We start from the raw sequence: 24,478 nt of genomic DNA, 5'->3' as shown, positions 1-24,478 counted from the left end.
GTGCTCGCATTCGATGGGTGCTCGGGTAGCCGAGCCTACCGAGGGTCAGTAGACGGGACGCTCGGCGTCACCGGCCAGCGCACGGGTCCAGGCGGGTACCGGTGGGGTGTGGTCGATCATGTGCGGCACCTCCACGTCGAGGTAGACCGGTTCGCGGCTGTCGACCGCCTTGCGCACCGCTTCCGCCACGTCGGCCAGGCTGCGGGCCCGGACCCCGCGGATCCCGGAAGCCTCGGCGATCGCGGCCGCATCGGCGGTGCCGGGATCCACGCCGAAGTAGCGGCGGCCGGTGTAGAGGTGCTGCAGCATCTTGATCCAGCCCAGGCTGTGGTTGGTGAACTGGACGAACACGATCGGCAGCCGGTAGCGCGCCACGGTCTCCAACTCGCCGCAAGCCATCGCAAAGCTGCCGTCGGCGGTCAACGCCAGCACCGGCCGGTCCGGGCGGGCGAAGGCGACACCGATCGCGGCCGGGATCGCATAACCCATCGGGCCGTGCCCGCGCGGCACGATCACGTCGCGACCGGCCTCGGCGGTCCGCCACGACACCGCCACGTGCGGGGTCGGGGTGCCGGGATCGGCGACGACCGTTGCGCGGTCCCCGAGCACGTCCTGCACCAGGTGGATCACCTCGGCGGGCAGCAGTTGGCCGTCGGGGAGCTCCCCGGCGGCAGGAGCCGGGCGGTCCGCGCGGCGGTGGCGAGCCGACCGTTGCGGTATCTCGGGAATCCGGTCCGCGAGTTGGCCGAGAACCCGGTCCGCGTCGCCAGCCAGCACGAGCGAGCCGGGGTAGTTGCGGCCCGCCAGGTCGCGTTCGATGTCGATCGCCACGATCGTCGCGTCGCGGGACGGCGCGGTGAAGCCGTTGGTGTCGGTGGCGTTGGCCCGCGTGCCCACCAGCAGCACGACATCCGCTTCGGCCAGTTGGGCGTTGACCTCGTCCAGTCCGCCGTTGTTGCCCGCGGTTCCGATGCTCAAGGGGGAGTCGTCGGCGATCACGCCCTTGCCGTGGATCGTCGTCGCGACCGGAATCGCGGCCTTGTCCGACAGCCGCCGCAGATTCGCCCACGCGCCGGAGAGGTGCACGCCGGATCCGGCGAGGATGGCCGGTGATTCCGCTCGCGCCAGCAGGTCGGCGGCCCGCGCGATGTCCCCCTCGGGGGCGGCCGGTCGGGTGCGGGGCACCGCCGAAGCCCCGGCGAGCTGGTCGAAGACCTCGACCGGCACGGTGACCGTCTCGTCCAGCACGTCTTCGGGCAGGATCAGCGCGGCGGGCGCGGGGCGTCCAGCGGTGATCTCGGTGAGCGCCCGCGCGACGAATTCGGGAATCCTGCGCGGGTCGTCGACGGTGGCACGCCACTTGGTGACCGCGCTGAACAACGCCTCCTGGTCGATCTCGGTCAACGCTCCGGTGCCCCGGCTGCGGCGGTGGATGTCCGAGGTGATCAGCAGGACCGGCACCGCCGACGCGTAGGTTTCGCCGAGCCCGCCGACGACGTAGGTGGTGCCGCCACCGCTGGAGACCTCGACCGTGCCCACCACGTTGGTGGCGCGGGCGTAGCCGTCGGCCATCGCCGCGGCATGGCGTTCGTCGCGGGCCAGCACGTGGTGGATGTCGTTGCTGCGCTGGTGCAGCGCGTCGTAGAACACCACGCCGGTGTCGCCGGGCACGCCGAACAGCCGACTGATCCCAGCGCGCACCAGGCATTCCACCAGCAGGTCCGCGCCGCGTCCGGCGAAGGTCCCGGTCATGTCGATCCTCCTGGTCCTGTTAGAAGCGCACGCCCTCGACGGCGAGCTGGTCGGTGTTGAAGCGGTCTGCGCGCAGGGCGCTGAGGTCGATCGTCGGGTTGCCGTCGAGCAGCCAGCGCGCCAGCTGGTCGCCGATCGCGGGGGACTGCATGAAGCCGTGCCCGGAAAAGCCCGCCGCCGCCCAGAGACCGGGCACCGCGAGCGGGCCGACCACGGCGTGGTCGTCCGGGGTCATCTCGCGCAGCCCCGCCCAGCCGCGCACGATCGAGGCTTCGGCCATCGCCGGGAAGCGGTGCACCAGCGCCTCGATCAGCGGCTCGGTCAGCGACCAGTCCACAGTGGTGTCGGTGCCTTCCGGGACGTCGCGGTCGTTGCCGCCGATCACCGCGCCACCGGTCTCCGGGTGCAGGTACGCGCCGCTGCCCAGGTCGACGGTCAGCGGTTGGTCCGGGCGCAGCCACGGCAGCGCGTCGATGGCGAACGCCTGCCTGCGGTGCGGGCCGACCGGCAGGTCCACCCCGGCCAACCGGCCAGTCTCGCGGGCTTGCGGCCCGGTCGCGATCAGCACCAGCTCGGCCGCCAGCCGTTCGCCGGCTGCGGTCCGCACGCCGCTGACCGCGCCGTCGGCGGTCTCGATCGCCACCACTTCGGTGTGCTGGTGGATCCGAACCCCGTGTGCCCTGGCCGCCTTGGCGAACCCCTGCACGGCGTCGTGCGGCGATGCGGATCCGTCGGTGGCGCAGTACGCCGCACCCACCAGGTCGTCGACCCGGATCTGCGGGTTGAGCCGCGACACGTCTTCGGGCGCCAGCAGTTCGGTGGGAACACCGTGCCTGCGCTGCATCTCGGCGGCCGCGGTGAACGCGGCGAGCTGTTGCTGGTCGGTCAGCAGGAACAGGTAGCCGTGCTGGCGGAAGGTGAACGGCGAACCGGTGCGCTCCGCGAAGCGCGCGAAGAACTGCACCGAGTCCCGCACCAACCGCACGTTCACCTCGGAGGTGAACTGCTGGCGGATCCCACCGGTGGCGTGGGCCGTGGCGCCCTCACCGATCAGTCCGCGTTCGAGCACGGTGACATCGCGGTAGCCGCGCTCGGCGAGGTGGAACGCGATGGAGATGCCGATGACCCCGCCGCCGATGATGACCACCGGGCGGCCGTGCAGCACTGGACTCATCCTTCGACTCCCGATTGCAGCCAGTCGACCAGAGTTCGGGCGTCCCAAACCGGCACGCCGGTAGCCGCGCGGACCGCGGCCGAGTACGGGGGCAGGTTCGTGCACTCGAAGACGAACGCGCCGATGTCGGGATCGTCGCGCACCGCCTGGAGCGCGGCAGCGACAACTTCGGCCTCCGCCCGCACCGGATCCAGTTCCCGGACCTCGCCGACGATCATCGGGTAGAAGTGCGCGGTGCGCTCCAAACCGGCGAGCACGATCCGGCTGCGCTCGTCGTCGGTGATCCCGGCCGCCCGCAGGTGCGCGCCCGAGAGGGTCGAGGCGTTCACCGTCAGCACGCAGACCTTCTTCTCCGGTGCCAGCACGCGCAACACCAGCGGGACCTGCAGGAGGCTCGATGTGGCGACCGGGCGGTCCAACCGCGCGGCCAGTTCGCGTTGGTAGATCGCCAGGAAACCGCAGCACGTGGTGATCGCCCGAACCCCGAGGTCGCGCAGCTTCACCGCGGCTGCGACGACCGAGTCCAGCAGCCCGGCGGCATCGCACTCCACCACCAGCCTGGTGTCCGCGCCGTCGCAGGTCTCGAACGCGACCGGGTAGTGGTAGCTGCGCGCGTTGCCGAGGTCGCCAATCGGCCTGGGCAACGCGTTGTCCAGCATGATCACCCCGACGTCGACCCCGCTGACGCGGGACTGGGCCTTGATCCCGGACACCTGCCCTCCTTCTCACCCGCTGATGTCGGATCGGTACGTTTCCCGCAGCAATAGGACGCAGACCAGCGACACCAGGCAGCCGCCGATGACGTAGAGCGAGACTGCGGCGCTGCTCCCGGTGGCGTTGATCAGCGCGGTGGCGACCACGGCGGCTGGCGCCGCGGAGATCGTGCTGCACGCCTGGTAGGCGAAACCGGCGCCGGTGTAGCGGATCCTGGTCGGGAACTGCTCGGCGTACAGCGGGCCGTGCAGCGCGCAGGCCGCCGAGTGCCCGATCCCCAGCCCGATCGCCAACGCCACCCAGATCCACAACTGCTGGCGGGTGTCGGCCAACCAGAAGAACGGGAAGGCGTAAGCCGCCAGGAACACGGTCGAGAACGCGTACACCGGCCGTCGGCCGATCCGGTCGGAGAGGATCGCGAACAACGGCATCGTCAGGATCTCCACGGATGCCGCGATGAGCACACCGATCAACGCCCAACTCCGCGGCAGCCCGAGTTTTTCGGTGATGTAGACCGCGGAGTAGACGGTGAACAGGTAGTAAGCGATGTTCGGTCCACTTTGGACGAAGGTGAGCAGCGTGGTGGGGCGCGCGGCAGTGCGGAACAACTCGACCAGCGGCACCCGCGACCTGGCGCCGGTGTCCTGCAACCGCTGGAAGTTCGGCGTCTCGGCCAACCCGAACCGCACGTAGACGCCGACCAGCAGCAGCACCGCGCTGAGCAGGAACGGCACCCGCCAACCCCAGCTGAAGAACTGCTCGTCGGGCAGCAGTGCGAAAAGCCCCAGCAGTCCGGACGACAGCAGTTGCCCGCCCGGCGCACCGAGCTGCATCGACACGCCGTAGCGGCCCCGCTGGTGCGCGGGCGCGTTCTCCACCGTGACCAGCGCGGCGCCGCCCCACTCGCCGCCGAGCGCGATGCCCTGCACCATGCGCAACACGATGAGCAGGGCCGGTGCCAGCACCCCGATCTGGTCGCGGGTGGGCAGCAGGCCGATCAGGAACGTGGCACCGCCCATCATCGCCAGCGTGATGATCAGCATCCGCTTGCGGCCCAGCCGGTCGCCGTAGTGCCCGAAGATGATGCCGCCGACCGGTCGCAGCACGAACGCGACGCTGAAGGTGGCCAGCGAGACCAGGGTGCCCACCGTCGGACCGAGGTCGGCGAAGTACAGCTTCGGGAAGACCAGCGCGGCGACGCTGCCGTAGAGGAAGTAGTCGTACCACTCCAGGGTCGTGCCGACGAACCCGGCCAGCGCGGCGCGCAACGGGGAGTTCGCCGCCGGGAGCACGGCAGTCGATGCGGACCCTGATCGCGGATCTCCGACAGGAGTAGTCATCGGCAGCCCTTCCGCGCTCGGTGCGAGGTGGATGCAACGCTGCATGCAAGTTGATGTGCAAGGAGTATTGGCGGCCGCGCAACCGATGTCAACGCCTCGAACCGGCGCGGAATTAGCCGGGCCCACCCGGCGTTGCGCAGGAACACGACATTCCGGTTGGAGGCCGAGATGGCCAGCATTTCGGGAGAACCGTTCGACGCGCTGGACGCCTACTCGCAGACGGTGGCCGCGGTGGCAGCGGCGATCACCCGCAGCGTGGCGAGCCTGCACGCGTCCAGCGAGTGGGGCGAGGCGGCCGGGTCGGCGGTGGTGTTCACCGACGACGGCTTCATGCTGACGAACGCGCACGTCATCGGCCGGGCCACCAGCGGAACCGCACACTTCGCCGACGGCACCAGCGCCCCGTTCACCGTCGTCGGCACGGATCCATTGTCAGACCTCGCGGTGGTCCGGGCGGAAGGCGGGACGCCACCTCCGGTGCGGCTGGGCGACAGCGACCACCTGGTGGTCGGCCAACTGGTCGTCGCGGTGGGCAATCCGCTCGGCCTGGCCGGATCGGTCACCGCCGGGGTGGTCAGCGGGTTGGGCCGGTCGCTGCCCGCGCGCAGCGGGAACGCGGCCCGGATCATCGAGGACGTGATCCAGACCGACGCCGCGCTCAACCCGGGCAATTCCGGCGGGGCGCTCGCTGACTCGCGAGGTGTGGTGGTGGGCGTCAACACCGCGGTCGCCGGGGTCGGGCTGGGCCTGGCGATCCCGATCAACGCCACCACCCGCCGCATCATCGACACCCTGGTCCGGCACGGCCGGGTCCGCCGCGCTTTCCTGGGTTTGGTGACCACCCCGGCTCCGCTGCCGGACGACTTGGCCGAACGCACCGGGCAGCGCACCGGCCTGCGGGTGGTGGACGTGGTCCGGCAAAGCCCGGCGGCGCGGGCGGGGCTGCACCGCGGCGACCTGGTGCTGACGGCGGGCGGTGGTCCGGTGCGCGATGCGCAGGGCCTGCAACGGCTGATGTTCGCCGAAGCCATCGGTCGACCGCTGCAGATCACCGTCACCCGCAACGGAGCGCTGGTCGACGTGATCGCCGAGCCGGTGGAACTCCTCGACACCCCGCGCTGACCTCGCCCGAAGATCGGTATCGACGCGGGGACTCGGTGCTTTTGTGGCGAAATCGCCCGTCCTAGCCGCCGCGGTCGAGTCCCGCCCGGCCGCGCCGAAGCCGAGCTCCTAGAGTCAGGCAGTGTCTTCTGGATCCATACCGGTCACCCCGGCACTGGGCGTAGCCATCGCGTTGCTGCTGGTGGCCGCAGCGGCGGTCGCCGGTCTCGGCGGCCTCGCGCGGTATCGGGACGTGCTGTTCGCCGGTCTGCGCGGCGCGGTGCAACTGCTCGCGGTGGCGCTGCTGATCGCCTACATCGTCCGGTGGACCGCGCTGGCGGCGCTGTTCATCGTGCTGATGTTCGTGATCGCCGCGCACACCGCTGGTCGGCGGATCACCGGCAATCGCACCTGGCTTTGGGCGGCGCTGCCGATCGCGGCCGGGGTTGCCCCGGCCGCGCTGCTGCTGGTCGTCAGCCGCGCGGTTCCGTTGACCGGACTGGTGCTGATTCCGCTGGTCGGGCAGCTGATCGGCGGGGCGCTGGTGGCCACCGCGCTGGCCGGGCGGCGACTGCTGGACGAGCTGCACCAGCGGCGCGGCGAGGTGGAAGCCGCGCTGGCCCTGGGCATGCTCGACCGCGCGGCGCGACTGGAGATCGCCCGGCCGCTCGCGGGCGGCGCCCTGGTGCCCGCGTTGGACCAGACCCGCACGGTGGGCACCGTGACGCTGCCGGGGGCGTTCGTCGGGATGCTGCTCGGCGGCGCCAGCCCGATCCAGGCCGGAATCGTGCAGCTTTACGTGCTGGTGGCGCTGCTGGCGGTGGAATCGGTGGCGATCCTGGTGGTGTTGGAGGTCATCGCGCGGGGCCTGCTGACCCGGACCGGAACGCCCGTGTTCTTCCGGTCCTGACATTCGACGCGCTGCGTCGCTGACCGATTACCGGCTGTTGGCCAGGTCCTCTTTGGATGGTGCGGCCGAAGGGCGGATCGTTACCGAGCCGAACCGCCACCCGGTCCAGCAGCGCGGAAAGCCGCCCACCGCTTGCCGAACGAGTGGTCGCTGAGCGTTGACGTACTTACCAGTTGCGCGCAGGATGATCCGTCGTCGGGCGCCGCTCAGCGGCGATCGCCGGGAGAAGGGGGCACCTACGTTGACCCAGCAAGGCCCAGCCGGGTTTTTCCGCAATCGCACGATCATCGAGCTCGCCGGGCAGCTGCGCGCCGGTGAGGTGACCGCGGTCGAACTGGCCCGCGGTGCGTTGGCGTCGATCGACGAACTCGACGGTGCGCTGAACGCCTTCGTGACCGTGGATCGCGAAGGCGCGTTGGAAGCAGCCGAAAAGGCCGACGCCGAACTGGGCGAAGGTGCGGACTGGGGGCCACTGCACGGGATTCCGGTGGCAATCAAGGACATCATCGACGTCGCCGGGCTGCCGACCACGATGGGTTCCGCGCACTTCGCCGAGCACATGTCCACATCGGACGCCGAATGCGTGCGGCGGCTGCGCGACGCTGGCGCGGTGCTGGTCGGCAAGACCAGCACGCACGAGTTCGCTTTCGGACCCACCGGCGACAGCGCGCACAACGGGCCGTCCCGCAACCCGCACGACACCAGCAGGGTCACCGGCGGGTCCAGCGCTGGCAGCGGGGCCGCGGTCGCGGCCGGAATGGTGCCGCTGGCACTGGGCACCGACACCGGCGGCTCGGTGCGGATCCCGGCGGCGCTGTGCGGGGTGGTGGGCTTCAAACCGACCTTCAACGCGATCCCGACCACCGGGGTGTTCCCGCTGTCGCAGTCGTTGGACCACGTCGGTGTGCTGGCCGGGACCCCGGAGGACTGCCGGGTCAGCTACCGGGTGCTGGCCGGGCTGCGCAGCGCGCCCAGCCGGGACGACGGCCAGACCGCGAGCATCGGCTGGATCTCGCCGGGCACCCTGCACCCGACCGACCCCGAGGTCGAGCGGATCGCACGCGCGGCAGTGGACGTCGAGGGCCTCGCGGTGCAGGACGTCGAACTGCGCGATCCGGTCGTCATGCACAAGGCGTTCGCGGGCATCCAGTTCAGCGAGGCGTACGCGATCCACGCGGAGCGAGTGGCGCAGAACCCGCACCTGTTCACCCCTGATGTCCTGCAGCGCTTACAGGAGGCCGCGCGAACCACCGGCTGGCAGCACGTCCGGTCACTGACCGCTCGCGATCAGTGGCGCGCCGAGGTCAACGAGCTGTTCTGCCGCGTCGACCTGCTGGCGCTGCCCACGACCTGCGTGGTCGCGCCCGAGATCGGCCAGCGCGAGATCGACGTCGACGGCACCGAGTCGAACGTGCGGGGTGCCCTGCTGTCGCTGACCAAGCCGTGGAACATCGCCGGTGTCCCGGCGGTGTCGGTCCCGGCTGGCGCCATCGACGGCCTCCCGGTCGGCGTCCAACTGGTGAGCCGACCGGGCCGGGAAGACCTGCTGCTGGCCGTCGCCGCCCGGATCGGCGGTTAGCGCGGATACCGGCGGGTCAGCCGTCCTGCACGGCGGCGGCGATGGCCTTGCCGAGGTCTTCGGTGTTGGCCTTGCCGCCGAGGTCCGGGGTGCGCGGCGCGGTGCTGTCGGCGAGCACCTTCTCGATGGCGCGGACCACGTCGGCCCCGGCCTCCGGCAGGCCGACGTGATCGAGCATCATCGCCGCCGACCAGATCTGGCCGATCGGGTTGGCGATGCCCCGCCCAGCGATGTCCGGCGCCGAGCCGTGCACCGGCTCGAACGTCGACGGGTAGTTGCGCTCCGGATTGATGTTGCCCGACGGCGCCACACCGATCGTGCCGGTCACGCCCGGCCCCAGGTCGGAGAGGATGTCGCCGAAGAGGTTGCTGGCGACCACCACGTCGAAGCGCTCCGGCATCATCACGAACCGGGCGCACAGGATGTCGATGTGGTCCTGGTCGACGGTGACGTCCGGGTACTCGGCGGAGATGGCCGCGAACCGCTCGTCCCAGTACGGCATCGAGTAGTAGATGCCGTTGGACTTGGTCGCCGAGGTGACGTGCGGCTTGCCGAGCTTGCGGGCCAGTTCGAAGGCGTAGCGCATGATGCGGTCGGTGCCGCGCCGGGTGAACGCGGCGGTCTGCAGCACCATCTCGTTCGCGGTGCCCTCGGCCTGCCTACCGCCCAGCTGCGAGTACTCGCCCTCGGTGTTCTCCCGGACCACCCAGAAGTCGATGTCGCCCGGCTGCTTGTCGCGCACCGGCGGCGTCACGCCGGGCAGCAGCCGCACCGGCCGCAGGTTGACGTACTGGTCGAACGCGCGCCGGATCGGCAGCAGCAGACCCCACAGCGAGATGTGGTCGGGCACACCGGGCCAGCCGACCGCGCCGAGCAGGATCGCATCGTGGTCGCGCAACCGGTCGAGGCCGTCGTCGGGCATCATCTGCCCGGTGCTCTGGTAGGTCTGGCAACTCCAGTCGAAATGCCGGTAGCTGAACCGCACGCCGTACTTCGCGCTGACCACTTCGAGCACGCGCAACGCTTCCGGCATGACCTCGTTGCCGATCCCGTCGCCGGGCAGCACCGCCAGTTCGTACTGCAGCACACTTCACCTCACACACAAAAGCGGTTTCCTGACAGCCATCTAACGCTGCATCCCAGCTCCCCGCCAACCCCTGGGCGCGAAACCGCCGGTGGCGGAACCGGCGGGCAGCGGTTACGAAGGACGGCGTGGATGCGGCACGGGCACTGCGCGAAATCGCGTTCTGGCTGGAGCGGGCCAGCGCGCCGACCTACCGGGTGCGGGCGTTCCGGCGCGCCGCCGCGGTCGTCGACGACCTCCCGGATCTGGCGGACCGGGCGCCGTCGGGGCGGTTGACCGAGCTGGAGGGCATCGGCAAGACCACCGCCGCCGTCATCGAGGCGGCGCACCGCGGCGAGACGCCCGAGTACCTGGCGCGCCTGCGGTCCGAAGTGGACGTTCCCGAGCACGGGCGGCGGTTGCGCGCGGCGCTGCGGGGAGACTGCCACACGCATTCTGACTGGTCTGACGGCGGCAGCCCGATAGCCGAGATGGCCAACGCGGCCCGCGACCTGGGGCACGAGTGGATGGTGCTCACCGATCACTCGCCCCGGCTGACCGTGGCTCGCGGGCTGTCGGCCGAACGGCTGCGCCAGCAGTTGGATGTCGTCGCCGAACTGAACCGGAAGCTCGCGCCGTTTCGCATCCTCACCGGCATCGAGGTCGACATCATGCCGGACGGCGCACTGGACCAGGACGAGGAACTGCTGGCCGAGCTGGACATCGTGGTCGCCAGCGCGCATTCCGAGCTGCGGATGGCGGCACCGGCCATGACCCGGCGGATGCGCGCGGCGGTGGCGAATCCGCACGTCGACGTGCTCGGGCACTGCACCGGCCGCCTGATCGGCGAGAAGAAGCGCCCGCAGTCGACCTTCGATGCCGTGGCGGTGTTCGAGGACTGCCGGGACAACGGTGTCGCGGTCGAGATCAACTCGCGCCCGGACCGGCTGGACCCGCCGCGCGAGCTGATCCGGTTGGCCCGCGACACCGGCTGCCTGTTCAGCATCGATTCCGATGCGCACGCGCCCGGCCAGCTCGACTGGTTGTCCTACGGATGCGCGCGGGCCGAGGAGTGCGAGGTGCCCGCCGACCGCGTGCTCAACACCCGGACCGCCGAGGACCTGCTGGGCCAGCGATGACTCACCACCCGGCCTGCTGCGCGGCGAAATCGGCGACCAGCGCGGCCGGGACACCCCGCATGTCGGCCGCCGCGCCCCAGGTCGCGTTGGTCAGCTCCGACGGCTCCGCGTTGCGGTCGGCCAGTGCCAGCATCTGGGCGAACCGGGTGGCGACCGCGTGCTGGTGCGGCAGGCCGGTGATCCACTTCGTGTGCGCGTGCCGGGAGTACAACCCGATCACCTGCGGTGCGCTGCCGTCGGCCCGGCTGGTGAGCGCGGCGAGCTGGGTCAGCCCGGTGTCCGTGCCGAGCACCAGTTCCGCGGAGGCGAACAGGTCGATGCAGTTCGCCGCGCCCGGCTCGTGCCAGACCTCGACCGGCAGCCCGTCGAACGCCGTCGGCAGTGCGGTGTTGCGGGCGGCGACGACGGTGAACCGCCAGGGCACGCCGCCGCGAGCCAGCAGTTCGGTTGCCACCGCGGCGAATTCGGTCAACTGGAAGTCCAGGTGCCGGGGCCAACCGGGCACCGTCACGAGCACCACGTGGCCGGGTTCGACGGGCTGCTCCGAGGGGAACCGGGGCACCGGGGCGGCATCGACGGCCAGCCGCACGCCGAGGCTCTGCTCCAGGGCGAGGTAATGCCGCATCGGCAACGACGCGTGCACGTCGACCAGTTGGTCCTCGACCCGGTCCAGCCAGGCCGGTGGTTCGCCTGGATCGATTCGGAATCGAACCGGGGAACGCGTCGGCGTGCGAATCACGTGCGGCCCCCAGGTCTGCGTGCTCGACTCGACCGGTAGCGAACATCGTTGCATCAACTGCGCTTCCGGCCCGCTGTAGTGCAGTGGCGCGCTCGGCGTGGTCTCCAGCAGCGCGGTCACCGACGAGAGCCCGAGCAGCAGTTCGCTCAACCCGCGCTGCCCGAGATCGGCGATCCAACCGCGATCGCGCACCAGCGGCGCGCAGCCCGGCGGTGGACCCTCCCCGGCGGAGCGCCGATAGGGCAGGACGCGTCCGAACGGGGCCTGCTCGATCGGGACGAGCATCCGCCCGCCCGGATGACACCGGACATCCGCCACGTGCCACTGGATCAGGTCCTGCTGGACTGGCACTGACACCACCACCTCCACCTGTTCGACGATCGAATTCGACGTGATTACGCAGTGTGCTGTGCTGGCGGGCGCCATGGCGGCGACATCTCGTTGCGTTTGTCCGACATTTCCCGGACATCTCTGTGGAATATGCCTGTTACTTCTTATAGTTGCCGACAACCGAAGGCGATGGACGCCCTGGTGGAAGGGGCAGAACGTGGTCGGCGCGCAGCCCGTGGCCCGAACCCGGTTGGAGCAGGTGATCCGGCAATCGCGGCGGACCCTCCGGGAATTCTGCGACGACTTCCGGCGTGCGTCCAGGGAATTGGGCGAATCCACGGTGGTTTCGGTGCGCCAGGTGAGCCGCTGGATGTCCGGGCAGATCGGCGGGTTGCCGCATCCGGCCACCTGCCGGGTCCTGGAGCACATGTTCGGCGAGACCGCTGAAGAGCTGTTCGGGCCGCCGCGCCGCGACGTGCCGGCGCGGCGGCAGGCCAGCGGCCCCGACCGGCAGGACGAAGTGGACACTTCGATCGAGAGCGAGGTTGCCATGGCGGCGGCGGAATCCGCCCGGTTCGGGCAGTTCGCAGAGCAGAGCAACGTCGGGCCGCACACGCTGGAGCAGTTCCGCGCGGACGTGGCCCGGATCGTCACCACCTACCCCAACCGCCCGGTGTTCCCGCTGTTCGTGGAGCTGCGGGAACTGCGCGACCGCGCCTTCGACGCGTTGGAGGGGCGGCAGCGTCCGGCGGAGGCCAGCGAGCTGTACCTGATCACCGGCGTGGTGTGCGGTGCGCTGGCCAACGCCTCGTTCGACCTCGGCCAGCTCGCCGCCGCGGAAACGCAGGCCCGCACCGCGTTCCTGTGCGCGGAGTTGGCGGGCAACGACGCGTTGCGCTCGTGGATCCGGGGCACCCAGAGCGTGATCGCCTACTGGGACGACCGCTGCCGGGACGCGGTCGAGCTGGCCGCGGACGGTTGGCGCTACGTGCCGGAGTCGGGCACCGCGCGGGTGCGGCTGGCGGCGATCGAGGCCCGCGCGCATGCGCGGCTGCGGGACGCGCGCGCCAGCGAGGAGGCGCTCGCCCGCGCCGAGCGGGCGCGCGAGGAGGTCACCGGCGTGGACCTGCCCGGTGGCCTGATGGAGTTCCCGGTCGCCAAGCAGACCTGGTACGGGGCCACTGCCCGGCTGTGGCTGGGTGATCCGGCGAACCTGGGGCGGGCCGAACGCGCCGCGAGCGAGGCGGTCGAGCTCTACCGGCAGGATCCGCCGGAGCAGCGGCGGATCGGCGAGCTCTGCCTGGCCCGGCTGGACGTCGCGGTCGCCCGGCTGGGACAGGAGAACCTCGAAGGGGCCGCCGAGGAGATCGGCGAGGTGCTGTCGGTGGCGAGCCGACGCCGTACCGACAGCGTGGTCCGGAGACTGGGCCAGTTGACCGGCGCCCTGCAACGGCCGCGGTTCCAGACGGCCGCGCTGGCGACCGATCTGCGCGATCAGATCGGTGCTTTCTGCGCGGCACCTGCCGTGCCCGCGTTGCCCGAGGGTGTCCGATGAGGACGGTCGGCCTGCTGCACCCCGGCCGGATGGGCGCCGCCGTCGGCGCCGAGATCCGCCGCAACGGCCACGACGTGCTGTGGTGCACCGAAGGGCGCAGCGAGGCGACCCGAATGCGCGCCGAGCAGGCCGGGTTGACGCCGGTCGACGAGCTGCGCGAACTGCTCGAACGTTGCGACGTAGTGCTGTCGATCTGCCCGCCTGCGGCGGCCGAAGAGCTCGCCCGTCGCGTTGCCGGGCTCGGTTTCGGTGGCGTTTTCGCGGACGCCAACGCGGTCAATCCGGCGACGCTGCACCGGATCGTCGCGCACCTCGATCCGATGCCGGTGGTGGACGGCTCGATCATCGGGCCGCCGCCAAGCGGGCACCGCACCGGGACCCGGTTGCACCTGTCCGGTCCGGCCGCGCACCGGGACGTGGTCGCCGAACTGGTGTCGGGCACCCGCGTCGAGCCGGTCCTGCTCGGCACCGAGCACGGACAGGCCAGCGCGCTCAAGATGGCTTTCGCCTCGTACCAGAAGGCGGCGCGAGTGCTGGCCGCGGTCGCGCATTCGCTGGCCGATGCGCACGGCGTCTCCGAGGCGCTGTTGGCCGAGGCCGATCGGATGCCGGGGCGGATCCTGGCGCAACGCGACTACCTGCCCAGCGTCGCGGCGCGCGCGTGGCGCTGGGGGCTGGAGATGCGTGAGATCGCGCAGACGCTCTCCGACGCGGGGTTGCCGCCGGAGCTGGCCGAGGCGGCTGCGACCGTGCTCGCGCGCTGGGACGTGCACCGCGGCGACTACGACGTCTCGACGGACACCGTGCTGAAGGATCTCCGCCGCTGACCGAGCGGGCGCCGGAACGAGGTATGTGAGCCTTCAAGTAAGTGGCGTATGCTGGTCGGATGACCGATTCGCGATGGCTGACCGACGAGCAGCAGTGCGCCTGGCGGAAGTTCGCCGCGCTGATGACCGTCGTTCCGGCCGCGCTGGACGCGCAGCTGCAACGGGACTCGGGGCTGACCCACTTCGGCTACTGGGTGCTGGCGATGTTGTCCGAGCACCCCGAGCGCGCCCTGCGGATGAGCGACCTCGCGGCCCGCGCCAACGCGTCGCCGTCCCGCGTGTCGCACGTGGTCTCCCGCTTGGAGCAACAAGGCTGGGTGCATCGGCACCGGGCGTGCAGCGATGGTCGCGGCAACATCGCGGAACTCACCGACACCGGTTACGAAAAGCTCGTCGCCGCCGCGCCCGGACACGTGGCCAAGGTGCGCTCGTTGATCTTCGACGGGCTCTCCCCGGACCAGGTGCGCCAGCTCGACGAACTCTGCGCCGCCATGCTGGCGCACCTGGACCCGACCGGAACCCTAACCACCGCCCCGCCTAGGGATTGATCGGCTCAGGCGGCCTCTTCGGTGTCGCTCTGCTGCGCGAACTGGGTTCGGTAGAGCTCGGCGTAGCGGCCGTTGCGGGCCAGCAGTTGGCGGTGCGTGCCTTCCTCGGCGATGCGCCCGTCGGAGATGACCAGGATCCGGTCCGCCTCGCGGATGGTGGACAGCCGGTGCGCGATGACCAGCGCGGTACGTCCCGACAGGGCCGTCTGCAGCGCTTCCTGCACGGCCGCTTCGGACTCCGAGTCCAGGTGCGCGGTCGCCTCGTCCAGCACGACGATCGGCGGCGCCTTCAGCAGCAGTCGCGCGATCGCCAGTCGCTGCTTCTCGCCGCCGGAGAGCCGGTAGCCGCGGTCGCCGACCACGGTGTCCAACCCGTCGGGTAGCTCCGCGACGAGGTGGCCGAGCTGCGCGGTGCGCAGCGCGTCGATCAGTTCCTCGTCGGTGGCGTCGGGCCGGGCGAACGTGAGGTTCGCGCGGATCGAGTCGTGGAACAGGTGCGCGTCCTGGGTGACCACGCCGACCGTCGCGTAAAGCGAGGCCAGCGACACGTCGCGGACGTCCACGCCGCCGATGCGCACCGCCCCGGAATCGGCGTCGTAGAGCCGCCCGGCGAGATTCGTGATGGTCGTCTTGCCCGCGCCGGAGTGGCCGACCAGCGCGATCGTCTGGCCCGGCGCGACGTGGAACGAGACGTCGTGCAGCACGTCGTGCGCGGGCGCGTTGTCCTTCCTGGCCACCGACTCCAGCGAGGCCAGCGAAACCTCGCTGGACGCCGGGTAGCGGAACGACACTGCGTCGAACTCGACGTCGGCCGCCCCGGCGGGCAGCGGCTTCGCGTCCGGCTTCTCCTGGATCATCGGCCGCAGGTCCAGCACCTCGAAGACCCGGTCGAAGCTGACCAGCGCGGTCATCACGTCGACGTGCACATTGGACAGCGCGGTCAGCGGTCCGTACAGGCGGCTGAGCAGCGTCGCCAACGCCACCAGCGTGCCGAGCTGGAAGGCCCCGGCCAGCACCAAGCTACCGCCGAGCCCGTAGACCACCGCGGTGGCCAGCGCCGCCAGCAGCGTCAGCGCGACGAAGAACACCCGGCTGTACATCGCCGACACCACGCCCATGTCGCGCACCCGCTCGGCCCGCCGGGAGAACCGCTCGGACTCCTCGTCGGCGCGGCCGTAGAGCTTGGCCAACATGGCCCCGGCGACGCCGAAGCGCTCAGTCATCAGCGAACTCAGCTCGGCGTCCAATTTCATCTGCTCGCGGGTGACCCGCTGCAACCGCCGCCCGATCCAGCGCACCGGCAGCAGGAACAGCGGCAGCAGCGCCAGCGCGATCAGGGTGATCTGCCAGGACAGGGTGAACATGGTGGCCAGCACCAGCACCAGGCTCAGCACGTTGGACACCACCGACGACAGGGTGCTGGTCAGCGCCCGCTGCGCGCCGATGACGTCGTTGTTGAGCCTGCTGACCAGCGCACCGGTCTGCGCCCGCACGAAGAACGCCACCGGCATCCGCTGCACGTGGTCGAAGACCTCCGAGCGCAGGTCGTAGATCAGCCCTTCACCGAGCCGGGCGGAGTACCAGCGCTGCAAGAGCGACAGCACCGCTTCGAGCAACGCGACACCGGCCACCGCGACCGACAGCCACACCACCACGGACATGTTCCGCGGCACGATGCCGTCGTCGATGATCGCTTTGAACAGCAGCGGGTTGATGATGCCCAGCACCGCCGCGGCAGCCACCAGCACCAGGAACGGGACGATGTCGCGGGTGTAGGGCCGGGCGTAGCGCAGGATCCGCCGCGCCAGGCCGGGGGAGAGGCGCTGCTGGGTCACGGATTTGTCACTGGCGAAGGAGCGCATCGTCTCCCAGCTCACCGTCATGGTCGCAGTCCCCTTCGAGCGGGTGGTGGAACAGTCCAGTTCATCTTCGAACTTCGTGTTAGGTCGAAGTCAACGCCGCGGGACGGGACTCGATTCCACGGCCCGCCACCGGGCACTGCAACGATTTAGCCACGGCGCCGTTTCCGATCGGTGCCGCGCCACCGCGCGATCTTGAACCGGACCGCCGGTGCGTTACTCTGTGCGCTGTCTCGGGCACGGTCCGAACTCGGGGGCCGTTTTGGCAGGTACGGTGCTGCGGCGGACAGGAGCGACCGCGTGTTGATCCGCACTTCGGCCGGGGGTGGCCGTTGACGGTTTCCGGGCAGGAGGCCGCGCGCATCCCGCTGCGCGTGGCGGATCTGTTCTTCCTCGCCGCGCACACCGGGGAGCAGCGCCTGTCGAGCAGGGTGGACAGCGCACTGGTGGCGTTGGGCTGCGCCGGGGGACTGCTGGCGGAACTGATCCTGGAAGAGGAGATCACGGTGACGCCCAGCGTCCGGCCCGCTGGCAAGGGGCGTTGCCCGGACTTCCTGTCCTGGGTCATCCTCCGGGAGATCCGCCTGGAGACCGGGCACGACCTGCGGACCTGGTTGGAATACCTCGGGCAGACGGCCGCCGAGAAGGTGCGCGCCCGGTTGACCATCACCGACGTGTTGCAGGAGGTTCCGGTGTCGGCGGGCTGGCGCGGCGGCACCGCGGCGGCGTGGCGGTTCGCCGAAAGCACCGCGAGCGCACCGGAAGCCGACTTGGAGACGTTGTTCACCAGCGCGGACACGGCCACTGGCAGCGGCATGATCACCGTCCCGGCCCGGCTCGCCGAGATCACCTTCGCGCTGCTGGCGCGCGAGACCGGTGTGCTGCGCCAGCTGCGGCTGCCCAAGCACGTCGCGCGGCAGGGCGAGTACCGGATGGAGTCCTGGGAACCGCGCATTCCCGGCCCGCTGCGGACGTTGGTCAGCGAGGTCGCCGCCGCGCGCGGCCAATCCGCGATCACACCGAGGCACTGAACCGATTCGACAAGGAGCGCACCGTTGCCACCGTCCAAAGTGTCCGCCGCCTTAGCCCGTGCCCGGTTGGGCGTGACAACGATCGTGTTCTTCACCGTCGCCGCCGCTGCCCCGGAAACGGTGGTGGGCGGCGGTGCGGTCAGCGGGTTCGCGGTGTCCGGGGTCACCGGGATTCCGCTGGGCTACCTGGCGATCGCGCTGGTCCTGGGGCTGTTCGCGATCGGCTACGTCACGATGTCCCAGCACGTCGAGAACGCCGGGGCGTTCTACGCCTACATCGCCAAGGGGCTGGGCCGGGTCGCCGGGACGGCCGCCGGTGGCGTGGCCCTGGTGTCCTACCTGCTCATCCTCGTCAGCCTGGTCGGCGGTTTCGGCGTCGGCGCGGCCGACTTCGTCCGGCAGGTCAGCGGGGTCTCGGTGCCGTGGTGGGCGCTCGCCCTGGTCGGACTGGCGATGATCGCGGTGCTCGGCGTGCTGCGGATCGACGTCAACGGCCGAGTGCTGGGCGTGCTGCTGCTCGCCGAGGTCGCCGTCATCCTGGTCTTCGACGCGGCGTTCGTGTCGGCGCCATCGGATGCCGGGGTGGTGCTCGACACGCTCAACCCGGCCCAGCTGATGACCGGTGCGGCGGGGGTGATCCTGGTGATCGCCTTCACCGGGTTCATCGGGTTCGAGAACTCCACGGTGCTGGCCGAAGAGGCGAAGAACCCGCGCACGGTGATCTACGCGACCTACATCTCGCTGGCCGTCATCGGCGGGCTGTACTCGTTGTCCACCTGGGCGATGACGGTGGCCACCGGCCCGGACAACATCGTGGTGCAGGCCGAAACGCACTCCACGGAACTGCTCTTCGTGCTCGCCGCGCAGCGGTTGCCGGGGGCGCTGGTGTCCATCGGTTCGGCGTTGTACGTCACGAGCCTGTTCGCCGCCACGCTGTCGTTCCACCACGTCTGCGCCAGGTACTTCTTCGCGATGGGGCGGGAGGGCGTCGGCCTGCCCTGGTGGGCGACCACCAGCCCGCGTACCTCGGCCCCCACAGCGGGTTCGCTGACCAGCACGTTCGTCGCGGTCGCCGTGGTGGCGCTGGTGGCGGTGACCGGTCTGGACCCGATCACGTACCTGTTCTTCTGGGGCGCCTCGGTCGGTGCGCTCGGCGTGCTGACGCTGGTGCTGCTGACCTCGCTGGCCGTCGTCGGTTACTTCGTGCGCGTGCGCGACCACGGGCACAGCCGTTGGCGGACGGCGGTCGCACCAGCGGTGGCGGCGCTGGTGCTGGGTGTGGTGCTGTTCCTGACGGTGGCGTCCTTCGGCACAGTGCTCGGGGTCGCCGAGGGCGACCCGGCGGCGTGGGCGCTGCCGTTGGCCTTCTTGGTGGTGCTGCTGTTCGGCGCGATCTGGGGATTGGCGTTGAAGCGGTTCCGCCCGATGGCGTACGCGCGGATCGGGATGGGCGCCCGCGCCAGCACGGTGCAGCTGGAGCAGGAGACCGCGGATGTCCACTGAGGACGCGAGGCTGCGCACCCTGCTGCGGGCGTTCCGGGACGACGCGTTCGCCCAGTGGTTGCTACCGGAACGATCGCACCGGCACCACGTGTACCGCGAGTGGTTCACGATGGTCCTCGCGCACGCCGAGACGGTTGGCCAGGTGATCACCGGTCCCGATGAGTCGGCGGTGCAGGTCTGGCTGCCGGGGCGCACCGGACCCCCGGCCATGCTCGACGACCTCGCCACCGAGCGGCTGCTCGAACTGGCTGGCCCACGAGTGGACCGCTTCCACGCCTTCGGCAGCCTCAGCACCGAACGACATCCGCACGAGCCGCACCAATACCTCGCGCTGATCGGTGTCGACCCGACGGTGCAGGGCACCGGAATCGGCACCCGCGAACTGGGCGAAACCCTGGGGCGCTGGGACGCCGACGGACTGCCGAGCTACCTGGAGGCCAGCAGCGCGCGCAGCCGGAAGCTCTACCAGCGACTGGGCTTCCGCGACCTGGGCGCCCCGATCACCCTCCCGCACAACGGCCCCGACCTCTACCCGATGTGGCGCGACCCCGGCGCCTAGGTTTCCGCGCCGACGAAGTTGAATTCCCAGGTGCCGTCGGATCCTTTGGCACCTCGCTCGTAGATCAGCAGGGGTGGCACGGCCTGTGCGTTTCGCGCTCGGGCGGGCAGCGTGATGCGCGGGATCGGTTTCCCCGACGCGTCCGCGGACACGGTCACCTCATGGCCGTCCTCCGGCCCACCTCGCAGCCGAACCCGGATGTCTGCCACGCGAAACTCCCTCCCTTGATCGAGAACGACACCGTTTCGACCAGGGTGCCGCGGACTCGGTTCCAGCTGTCACTGGATCGTGTGGCCCGCCTTGCTGACCAGGGTGGACGGTACTGGTAGAAACAACGGATGAACGTCGAACGCACGGTGCGGTTGTGCTTCGAAGCCGGTGCGGTCGCCGCCGAGACGCATGTCAACCTCTCCGCGGTGCGCACCGACGGCGAGCACCTGTGGATCGCCGGTGACGAGACCGCCACTGTGGAACGGCTGACCTGCGACACCGCCGACCGGCCGACCGAATATCGCGAGCACGTCAGTTTCCCCCTGGTCGATGTCGTGCCGCTACCCGGTGAGGCGGACGAAGAAGTCGACATAGAAGGCATTTCGCGCAACGGACCGTACCTGTGGGTGGTCGGTTCGCACAGCAGCAAGCGCAAGAAGATCAAGGCGGGGCAGTCCGACGCCAAGGCGGCCAAGCGGCTGGCTTCGGTCAGCGCCGAACCGAGTCGTCGAGTGCTGGCGCGCATCGCGCTGGCCGACGACGTCCCGGCGGGCACCACGCCGGAAGGCGGGCGCAGCGCCGCGCTCGGCGGGCCCGGCCTGATCGACCTGCTCGACGACGACGAGCACCTGGCGCCGTTCCTGGCGATTCCGGGCAAGGACAACGGATTGGACATCGAGGGCATCGCGGTGCACGGGGAACCCGGTGCGGAACGGGTGTTCCTCGGACTGCGCGGGCCGGTCCTGCGCGGCTGGGCGGTCGTGCTGCAGGTGGCGCCCCGCGAAGACGACGACGAACTGCGGCTGACCAAGTTCGCCGACGGCGAACGCTACGCCAAGCACTTCCTGGACCTGGACGGCCTGGGCATCCGCGATCTGTGCGCGCAGGGCGAGGACCTGCTGATCCTGGCCGGACCGTCGATGGACCTGGACGGGCCGGTGCGGATCTACCGCTGGGCGGGCGCGGCCCGCATCCAGGCCCCGGATGTGGTGCACCGCGAGGAGTTGCACCGCGAGCTCGACCTGCCCTACGGCGAAGGCGACGACCACGCCGAAGGCATCGCCCTGCTGCCCTCCGGAGAACTCCTGGTGGTCTACGACAGCCCAGCGCAGCGCCGCCTCCCGGAACCCGGCGTGGTGCTCGCCGACGTGGTAGCGCTCAGATCATCTCGGTGATGTTGGGTTCGATGCCCAGAAGGCCGCGGCCGAAAAGTTCCGCGTTGCTGGCCGGGTGCGCGATCGCGTGTCGGCTGGCCGTTTGGATGTCGCGCAGGATGGACTGCAGCGGGTCGGATTCGGACATCGCGCTCGCGCCGTAGGCGGAGACGAGCACGTCGACGGCTTCGCGGCACTGCTGGATCGCGTAGCTGGCGTGCTGCCGCAGCCGGGCGCGTTCGAGGTAGTCGGGGTGCGTCTCGGACAGCGCGTGGCCGTCCACCACGGCTGCCGACCGGTGCGCGATCAGCCGCGCGACGTCGATCTTCATCGAGGCTTCGGCCACGGCCAGCTGGAACGAGGTGGCGTCGCGCTGGCGTTCGTAGCTGGTGAAGGCGATTCCCCGATGACCGGACTGCGACACCACGTGGTCGAGTGCTTCCTCGGCCATGCCGAGCAACGGGGCGATCAGGAAGGTCGCCAACGTCGGGATCAGCGCGCTGCGGTAGCGCGGCGTGGCGTTGCGCTCGCGCGGGAACACGCCTCGGGTCGCGGGAGTTCGGTGCAGCACGCGGTGGTCCGGGACGAACACGTTCTCACCGATCAGCAGGTTGCTGCCGGTCGCGCGCATCCCGAGGGTGAACCAGGTGTCCTTGACGCGCAGTTCGCTCATCGGGACCAGGCCGAAAGCGGCGCCCGCCGGGTTGCCGCCGTGCTCGGGCAACGACATGCCGAGCATGGCCCAGTCCGAGTGCAGGCAGCCGGAAGCCGGTGCCCAGTTGCCGCTGACCTGCCAGCCGCCCTCGACGCGCCGGGCGGCGGTCTTCGGGGTGAGCACCTGGCACACCTTGGTGTTGGCGTCGGTGCCGAAGACTTCTTCCTGGGCCGCATCGGGAAACAGGCCGGTGAGCCAATCCCCGCAACCGAGGATCACCACCAGCCAGCCAGCGGAGGCGTCGCCCCGGGTGATCTCGACGGTGGCGTCCATAACGGTGCGCAGGTCGTACTCCGAGCCGCCGAACCGGCGCGGCACCCACGCCCGGAACAGCCCGGCTTCGTCGAGCGCGGCGATCGCCTCGTCGGCGAGCCGCCGTTCCTGTTCGCCCTCGGCGCGATGCCGCTCCAACAGCGGTCGCAACGCCGCCGCGCGCTCAACGACATCTCCCCGCGGCCCGAACGACGACCCGTCGGTCCCCATGATCGACTCCTTCAGCTCCACCGACCCCGTGATCAGTGTGCCCGGACCGGAACTTAGCCGTGTCAGCTGGTCGGCGGCGAGCGCATTTCGCGGAGGTTTCGGCACTCCGCGCGGAATTGCGCGGTCAGGTCGAGCTCGGGGTGACCAGGACGTGCAGGGTGCGGGGGCCGTGGACGCCTTCGACCCGGTTTAGTTCGATGTCACTGGTGGCCGACGGTCCGCTGATGAAGGTCATCGGCCTCGTCGGGTCGAGTCGGTGCAGCGCCGCCGGGACGTCGTCGGCGACCTGGGATTCCTCGATGACGCAGATGTGCACGTCCGGCACCAGCGTGCTGGCCCGGCGCCCCTGGCCAGGGCCGTGGTCGAGCACGATGGTGCCCGTCGAGGCGATGCCCACCACGGCCGTGGTGACCACCGCGTCGACGCGGTCCAGCCCCGCGGTGTCGATGTCGGCGTCGTCGACCTGCTCGAACTCTTCGCGCAACGCATCGCACCACCGTTGTGGTACTCCGGTGGGGGTGAGCACGCGGTGAGCGCCGACTCGGCGTGCGGCGGCCACGATCGCGGCGGGCAGGTCGGCGGGGGCGAGGCGGTCCACTGTGGCCCGGTAGTCGGCGACCCGCTCGCAGAACAGGCCGACCAGATCCGCCGTCGGGCGTTCGGTGCGGTATTCGCGCGGGATGCTCGCCGGGGGCAGCCGGTCGGCCCGGCGCAGCGCCGATCGGACCCGGCCCAGCACCGCCTCGCGCGCCGAATTCGCTTCGCTCGTCACGAATTACCCCCTCGGGTGCGTTCCCACCAGGCGCGGAAGGATTCCTCGGCTGGCGCAGGCGCGTCGCGGGCGTCGGTCCAGCGGGACAACGGCGGTGGGAGTCGGCCGATGGTGCCCTTCCGGCCGATGACCCGGCGGCTGAGCGCCGCCACCCGCTGCGCGGCGGCCAGTCGTTTCGCGTCCCCGAACACCCAGGACGCCAAGCCCATCAGCGCGTCCAGCGGCTTGGACCGCCAGCCGTGCTCCTCGACCACGCGGGTTCGCAGGTGCACCAGCAGATCCGGGATGTCGATCGCCACCGGGCAAACGTCGTAGCAGGCGCCGCACAACGACGACGCGTACGGCAGCGATTTGTCCACTTCGGACGTAGTGCCGCGCAGTTGCGGGGTCAGCACCGCGCCGATCGGCCCCGGATACACCGAGCCGTAGGCGTGGCCGCCGGTGCGTTCGTACACCGGGCACACGTTCAGGCAGGCCGAGCAGCGGATGCAGCGCAGCGCTTGGCGCCCGATCTCGTCGGCCAGCGCATTGGTGCGGCCGTTGTCCAGCAGCACCACGTGGCACGTCTGCGGCCCGTCACCGGGGGCGACGCCCGTCCAGGTGGAGTTGTAGGGGTTCATCCGCTCGCCGGTGCTGGAACGCGGCAGCAGTTGCAGGAAGACCTCCAGGTCCTGCCAGCGCGGCACCAGCTTCTCGATGCCGACCACGCTGATCAGCGTTTCCGGCAGCGTCAGGCACATCCGGCCGTTGCCCTCGGATTCGGCGACCAGTAGCGTGCCGGTCTCGGCGACCGCGAAGTTCGCGCCGGAGACGGCGACCTTGGCGCGCAGGAACTTCTCCCGCAGGTGCCGCCGCGCGGCCTCGGCCAACCGGGCGGGCTCGTCGGTGAGGTCGTCGGGCGCGGGCGTGCCGACCTTGCCCATCTCGCGGCGGAAGATCTCCCGGATCTCCGCGCGGTTGCGGTGGATCGCGGGCACCAGGATGTGGCTGGGCGAATCGTGTCCGAGTTGGACGATCAACTCGGCCAGGTCGGTCTCCCAGGCGTCGATCCCGGCGGCTTCGAGGGCCTCGTTGAGCTCGATCTCCTGGGTGGCCATCGACTTGACCTTGACCACCTCGCGCTCACCGGTGGCCCGCACCAGGTCGACGACGATCCGGTTGGCCTCCTCGGCGTCCCGCGCCCAGTGCACCGTCGCACCAGCCGCGGTGGCCGCGGCTTCGAACTGCTCCAGGTAGGTGTCCAGATTGGACAGCGTGTGCGCCTTGATCGCGGCACCGGCCTCGCGCAACTGCGCCCAGTCGTCGAGTTCGCCGACGACAGCGGCGCGCTTCTGCCGGATCGTCGAGGTCGCGTTGGCCAGGTTGTGCCGCAGCTGCGCGTTGCCCAGCTCCCGCTTCGCCGCCACTGGGAAGGCGGGCAT

Annotated in this window: 22 protein-coding genes; 11 read left to right on the top strand and 11 right to left on the bottom strand. The window is 70.5% G+C overall.

Annotated features, from left to right (window positions below; genetic code table 11):
- Nucleotides 1-45: 45 nt before the first annotated feature.
- From MOQ72_RS12715 to MOQ72_RS12700, 4 genes are read right to left on the bottom strand one after another with little or no spacing between them, the layout of a single operon-like run.
- Nucleotides 46-1,752 (bottom strand): thiamine pyrophosphate-binding protein, encoded by a 1,707-nt coding sequence (locus MOQ72_RS12715; RefSeq protein WP_242183346.1) that lies wholly within the window; start codon nt 1,750-1,752, stop codon nt 46-48.
- A gap of 19 nt (nt 1,753-1,771) precedes the next feature.
- Nucleotides 1,772-2,926 carry an NAD(P)/FAD-dependent oxidoreductase gene (locus tag MOQ72_RS12710; protein WP_242183344.1) on the bottom strand — a complete coding sequence of 385 codons (1,155 nt, stop codon included), beginning with the start codon at nt 2,924-2,926 and terminating at the stop codon, nt 1,772-1,774.
- A complete protein-coding gene (locus tag MOQ72_RS12705; protein WP_242183342.1) occupies nt 2,923-3,639 on the bottom strand; it encodes an aspartate/glutamate racemase family protein in 717 nt (238 codons plus the stop codon). The genes MOQ72_RS12710 and MOQ72_RS12705 overlap by 4 nt, the downstream gene beginning before the upstream one ends.
- Before the next feature lie 12 nt (nt 3,640-3,651).
- Nucleotides 3,652-4,980, bottom strand: a complete 1,329-nt coding sequence (locus MOQ72_RS12700) for an MFS transporter (RefSeq protein WP_242183340.1) — start codon at nt 4,978-4,980, stop codon at nt 3,652-3,654.
- Nucleotides 4,981-5,148: 168 nt separating this feature from the next.
- Between MOQ72_RS12700 and MOQ72_RS12695 the strand changes: the two genes are divergently transcribed.
- From MOQ72_RS12695 to MOQ72_RS12685, 3 genes are all read left to right on the top strand, one after another.
- Entirely contained in the window at nt 5,149-6,102 is a 954-nt protein-coding gene (locus MOQ72_RS12695; RefSeq protein WP_242183338.1) for a S1C family serine protease, read from the top strand.
- 121 nt (nt 6,103-6,223) lie between these two features.
- Complete coding sequence (locus tag MOQ72_RS12690) at nt 6,224-6,991, top strand: ABC transporter permease (RefSeq protein WP_242183336.1); 768 nt, start codon at nt 6,224-6,226, stop codon at nt 6,989-6,991.
- A 241-nt stretch (nt 6,992-7,232) separates the two neighbouring features.
- Complete coding sequence (locus MOQ72_RS12685; protein ID WP_242183334.1) at nt 7,233-8,570, top strand: amidase; 1,338 nt, start codon at nt 7,233-7,235, stop codon at nt 8,568-8,570.
- 16 nt (nt 8,571-8,586) lie between these two features.
- On the opposite strand, the gene MOQ72_RS12680 is transcribed toward MOQ72_RS12685, so the two are convergent.
- Nucleotides 8,587-9,657, bottom strand: coding sequence for a tartrate dehydrogenase (locus tag MOQ72_RS12680; protein WP_308197872.1), 1,071 nt, complete (start codon nt 9,655-9,657; stop codon nt 8,587-8,589).
- 125 nt (nt 9,658-9,782) lie between these two features.
- Here MOQ72_RS12680 and MOQ72_RS12675 point away from each other — a divergent pair, with 125 nt between their 5' ends.
- The gene (locus MOQ72_RS12675) at nt 9,783-10,772 is read left to right on the top strand and encodes a PHP domain-containing protein (protein ID WP_242183332.1); all 990 of its coding nucleotides are present in this window, start codon (nt 9,783-9,785) and stop codon (nt 10,770-10,772) included.
- Between the two features lies 1 nt (nt 10,773).
- Here the strand turns inward: MOQ72_RS12675 and MOQ72_RS12670 are convergent, their stop codons facing one another.
- A complete protein-coding gene (locus MOQ72_RS12670; RefSeq protein ID WP_242183330.1) occupies nt 10,774-11,868 on the bottom strand; it encodes a glycosyl transferase family 9 in 1,095 nt (364 codons plus the stop codon).
- Between the two features lie 190 nt (nt 11,869-12,058).
- Between MOQ72_RS12670 and MOQ72_RS12665 the strand changes: the two genes are divergently transcribed.
- From MOQ72_RS12665 to MOQ72_RS12655, 3 genes are read left to right on the top strand one after another with little or no spacing between them, the layout of a single operon-like run.
- Complete coding sequence (locus MOQ72_RS12665) at nt 12,059-13,396, top strand: NsdA family TPR-like regulatory protein (protein ID WP_242183328.1); 1,338 nt, start codon at nt 12,059-12,061, stop codon at nt 13,394-13,396.
- Entirely contained in the window at nt 13,393-14,223 is an 831-nt protein-coding gene (locus tag MOQ72_RS12660; protein ID WP_242183326.1) for an NAD(P)-dependent oxidoreductase, read from the top strand. The genes MOQ72_RS12665 and MOQ72_RS12660 overlap by 4 nt, the downstream gene beginning before the upstream one ends.
- Nucleotides 14,224-14,282: 59 nt before the next feature.
- Nucleotides 14,283-14,771, top strand: a complete 489-nt coding sequence (locus tag MOQ72_RS12655) for a MarR family winged helix-turn-helix transcriptional regulator (RefSeq protein ID WP_242183324.1) — start codon at nt 14,283-14,285, stop codon at nt 14,769-14,771.
- Nucleotides 14,772-14,776: 5 nt separating this feature from the next.
- On the opposite strand, the gene MOQ72_RS12650 is transcribed toward MOQ72_RS12655, so the two are convergent.
- Nucleotides 14,777-16,654 (bottom strand): ABC transporter ATP-binding protein, encoded by a 1,878-nt coding sequence (locus MOQ72_RS12650; RefSeq protein ID WP_242183322.1) that lies wholly within the window; start codon nt 16,652-16,654, stop codon nt 14,777-14,779.
- A gap of 308 nt (nt 16,655-16,962) precedes the next feature.
- Between MOQ72_RS12650 and MOQ72_RS12645 the strand changes: the two genes are divergently transcribed.
- Genes MOQ72_RS12645 through MOQ72_RS12635 form a run of 3 tightly spaced genes read left to right on the top strand, consistent with a single transcriptional unit; the run spans nt 16,963 to nt 19,723 of the window.
- Nucleotides 16,963-17,661, top strand: coding sequence for a GPP34 family phosphoprotein (locus MOQ72_RS12645; protein WP_242183320.1), 699 nt, complete (start codon nt 16,963-16,965; stop codon nt 17,659-17,661).
- 24 nt (nt 17,662-17,685) lie between these two features.
- Nucleotides 17,686-19,164, top strand: coding sequence for an APC family permease (locus MOQ72_RS12640; protein ID WP_242183318.1), 1,479 nt, complete (start codon nt 17,686-17,688; stop codon nt 19,162-19,164).
- Nucleotides 19,154-19,723, top strand: coding sequence for a GNAT family N-acetyltransferase (locus tag MOQ72_RS12635; protein ID WP_242183316.1), 570 nt, complete (start codon nt 19,154-19,156; stop codon nt 19,721-19,723). The genes MOQ72_RS12640 and MOQ72_RS12635 overlap by 11 nt, the downstream gene beginning before the upstream one ends.
- Here the strand turns inward: MOQ72_RS12635 and MOQ72_RS12630 are convergent.
- The gene (locus MOQ72_RS12630) at nt 19,720-19,932 is read right to left on the bottom strand and encodes a DUF8847 domain-containing protein (RefSeq protein WP_242183315.1); all 213 of its coding nucleotides are present in this window, start codon (nt 19,930-19,932) and stop codon (nt 19,720-19,722) included. The genes MOQ72_RS12635 and MOQ72_RS12630 overlap by 4 nt on opposite strands.
- A 129-nt stretch (nt 19,933-20,061) precedes the next feature.
- On the opposite strand from MOQ72_RS12630, the gene MOQ72_RS12625 reads away from it, so the two are divergent.
- The gene (locus MOQ72_RS12625; RefSeq protein ID WP_242183313.1) at nt 20,062-21,108 is read left to right on the top strand and encodes a DUF3616 domain-containing protein; all 1,047 of its coding nucleotides are present in this window, start codon (nt 20,062-20,064) and stop codon (nt 21,106-21,108) included.
- Here MOQ72_RS12625 and MOQ72_RS12620 read toward each other — a convergent pair.
- From MOQ72_RS12620 to MOQ72_RS12610, 3 genes are all read right to left on the bottom strand, one after another.
- Nucleotides 21,092-22,285 carry an acyl-CoA dehydrogenase family protein gene (locus tag MOQ72_RS12620; protein WP_242183312.1) on the bottom strand — a complete coding sequence of 398 codons (1,194 nt, stop codon included), beginning with the start codon at nt 22,283-22,285 and terminating at the stop codon, nt 21,092-21,094. The two genes, MOQ72_RS12625 and MOQ72_RS12620, sit on opposite strands and share 17 nt — an antisense overlap.
- Before the next feature lie 124 nt (nt 22,286-22,409).
- A complete protein-coding gene (locus tag MOQ72_RS12615; protein WP_242183309.1) occupies nt 22,410-23,057 on the bottom strand; it encodes a LutC/YkgG family protein in 648 nt (215 codons plus the stop codon).
- The gene (locus MOQ72_RS12610) at nt 23,054-24,478 is read right to left on the bottom strand and encodes a LutB/LldF family L-lactate oxidation iron-sulfur protein (protein ID WP_242183385.1); all 1,425 of its coding nucleotides are present in this window, start codon (nt 24,476-24,478) and stop codon (nt 23,054-23,056) included. The genes MOQ72_RS12615 and MOQ72_RS12610 overlap by 4 nt, the downstream gene beginning before the upstream one ends.

This window comes from Saccharopolyspora soli (genome assembly GCF_022678645.1).
Lineage (GTDB): Bacteria > Actinomycetota > Actinomycetes > Mycobacteriales > Pseudonocardiaceae > Saccharopolyspora > Saccharopolyspora soli.
This window is presented reverse-complemented; position numbering and strand designations above follow the sequence as displayed.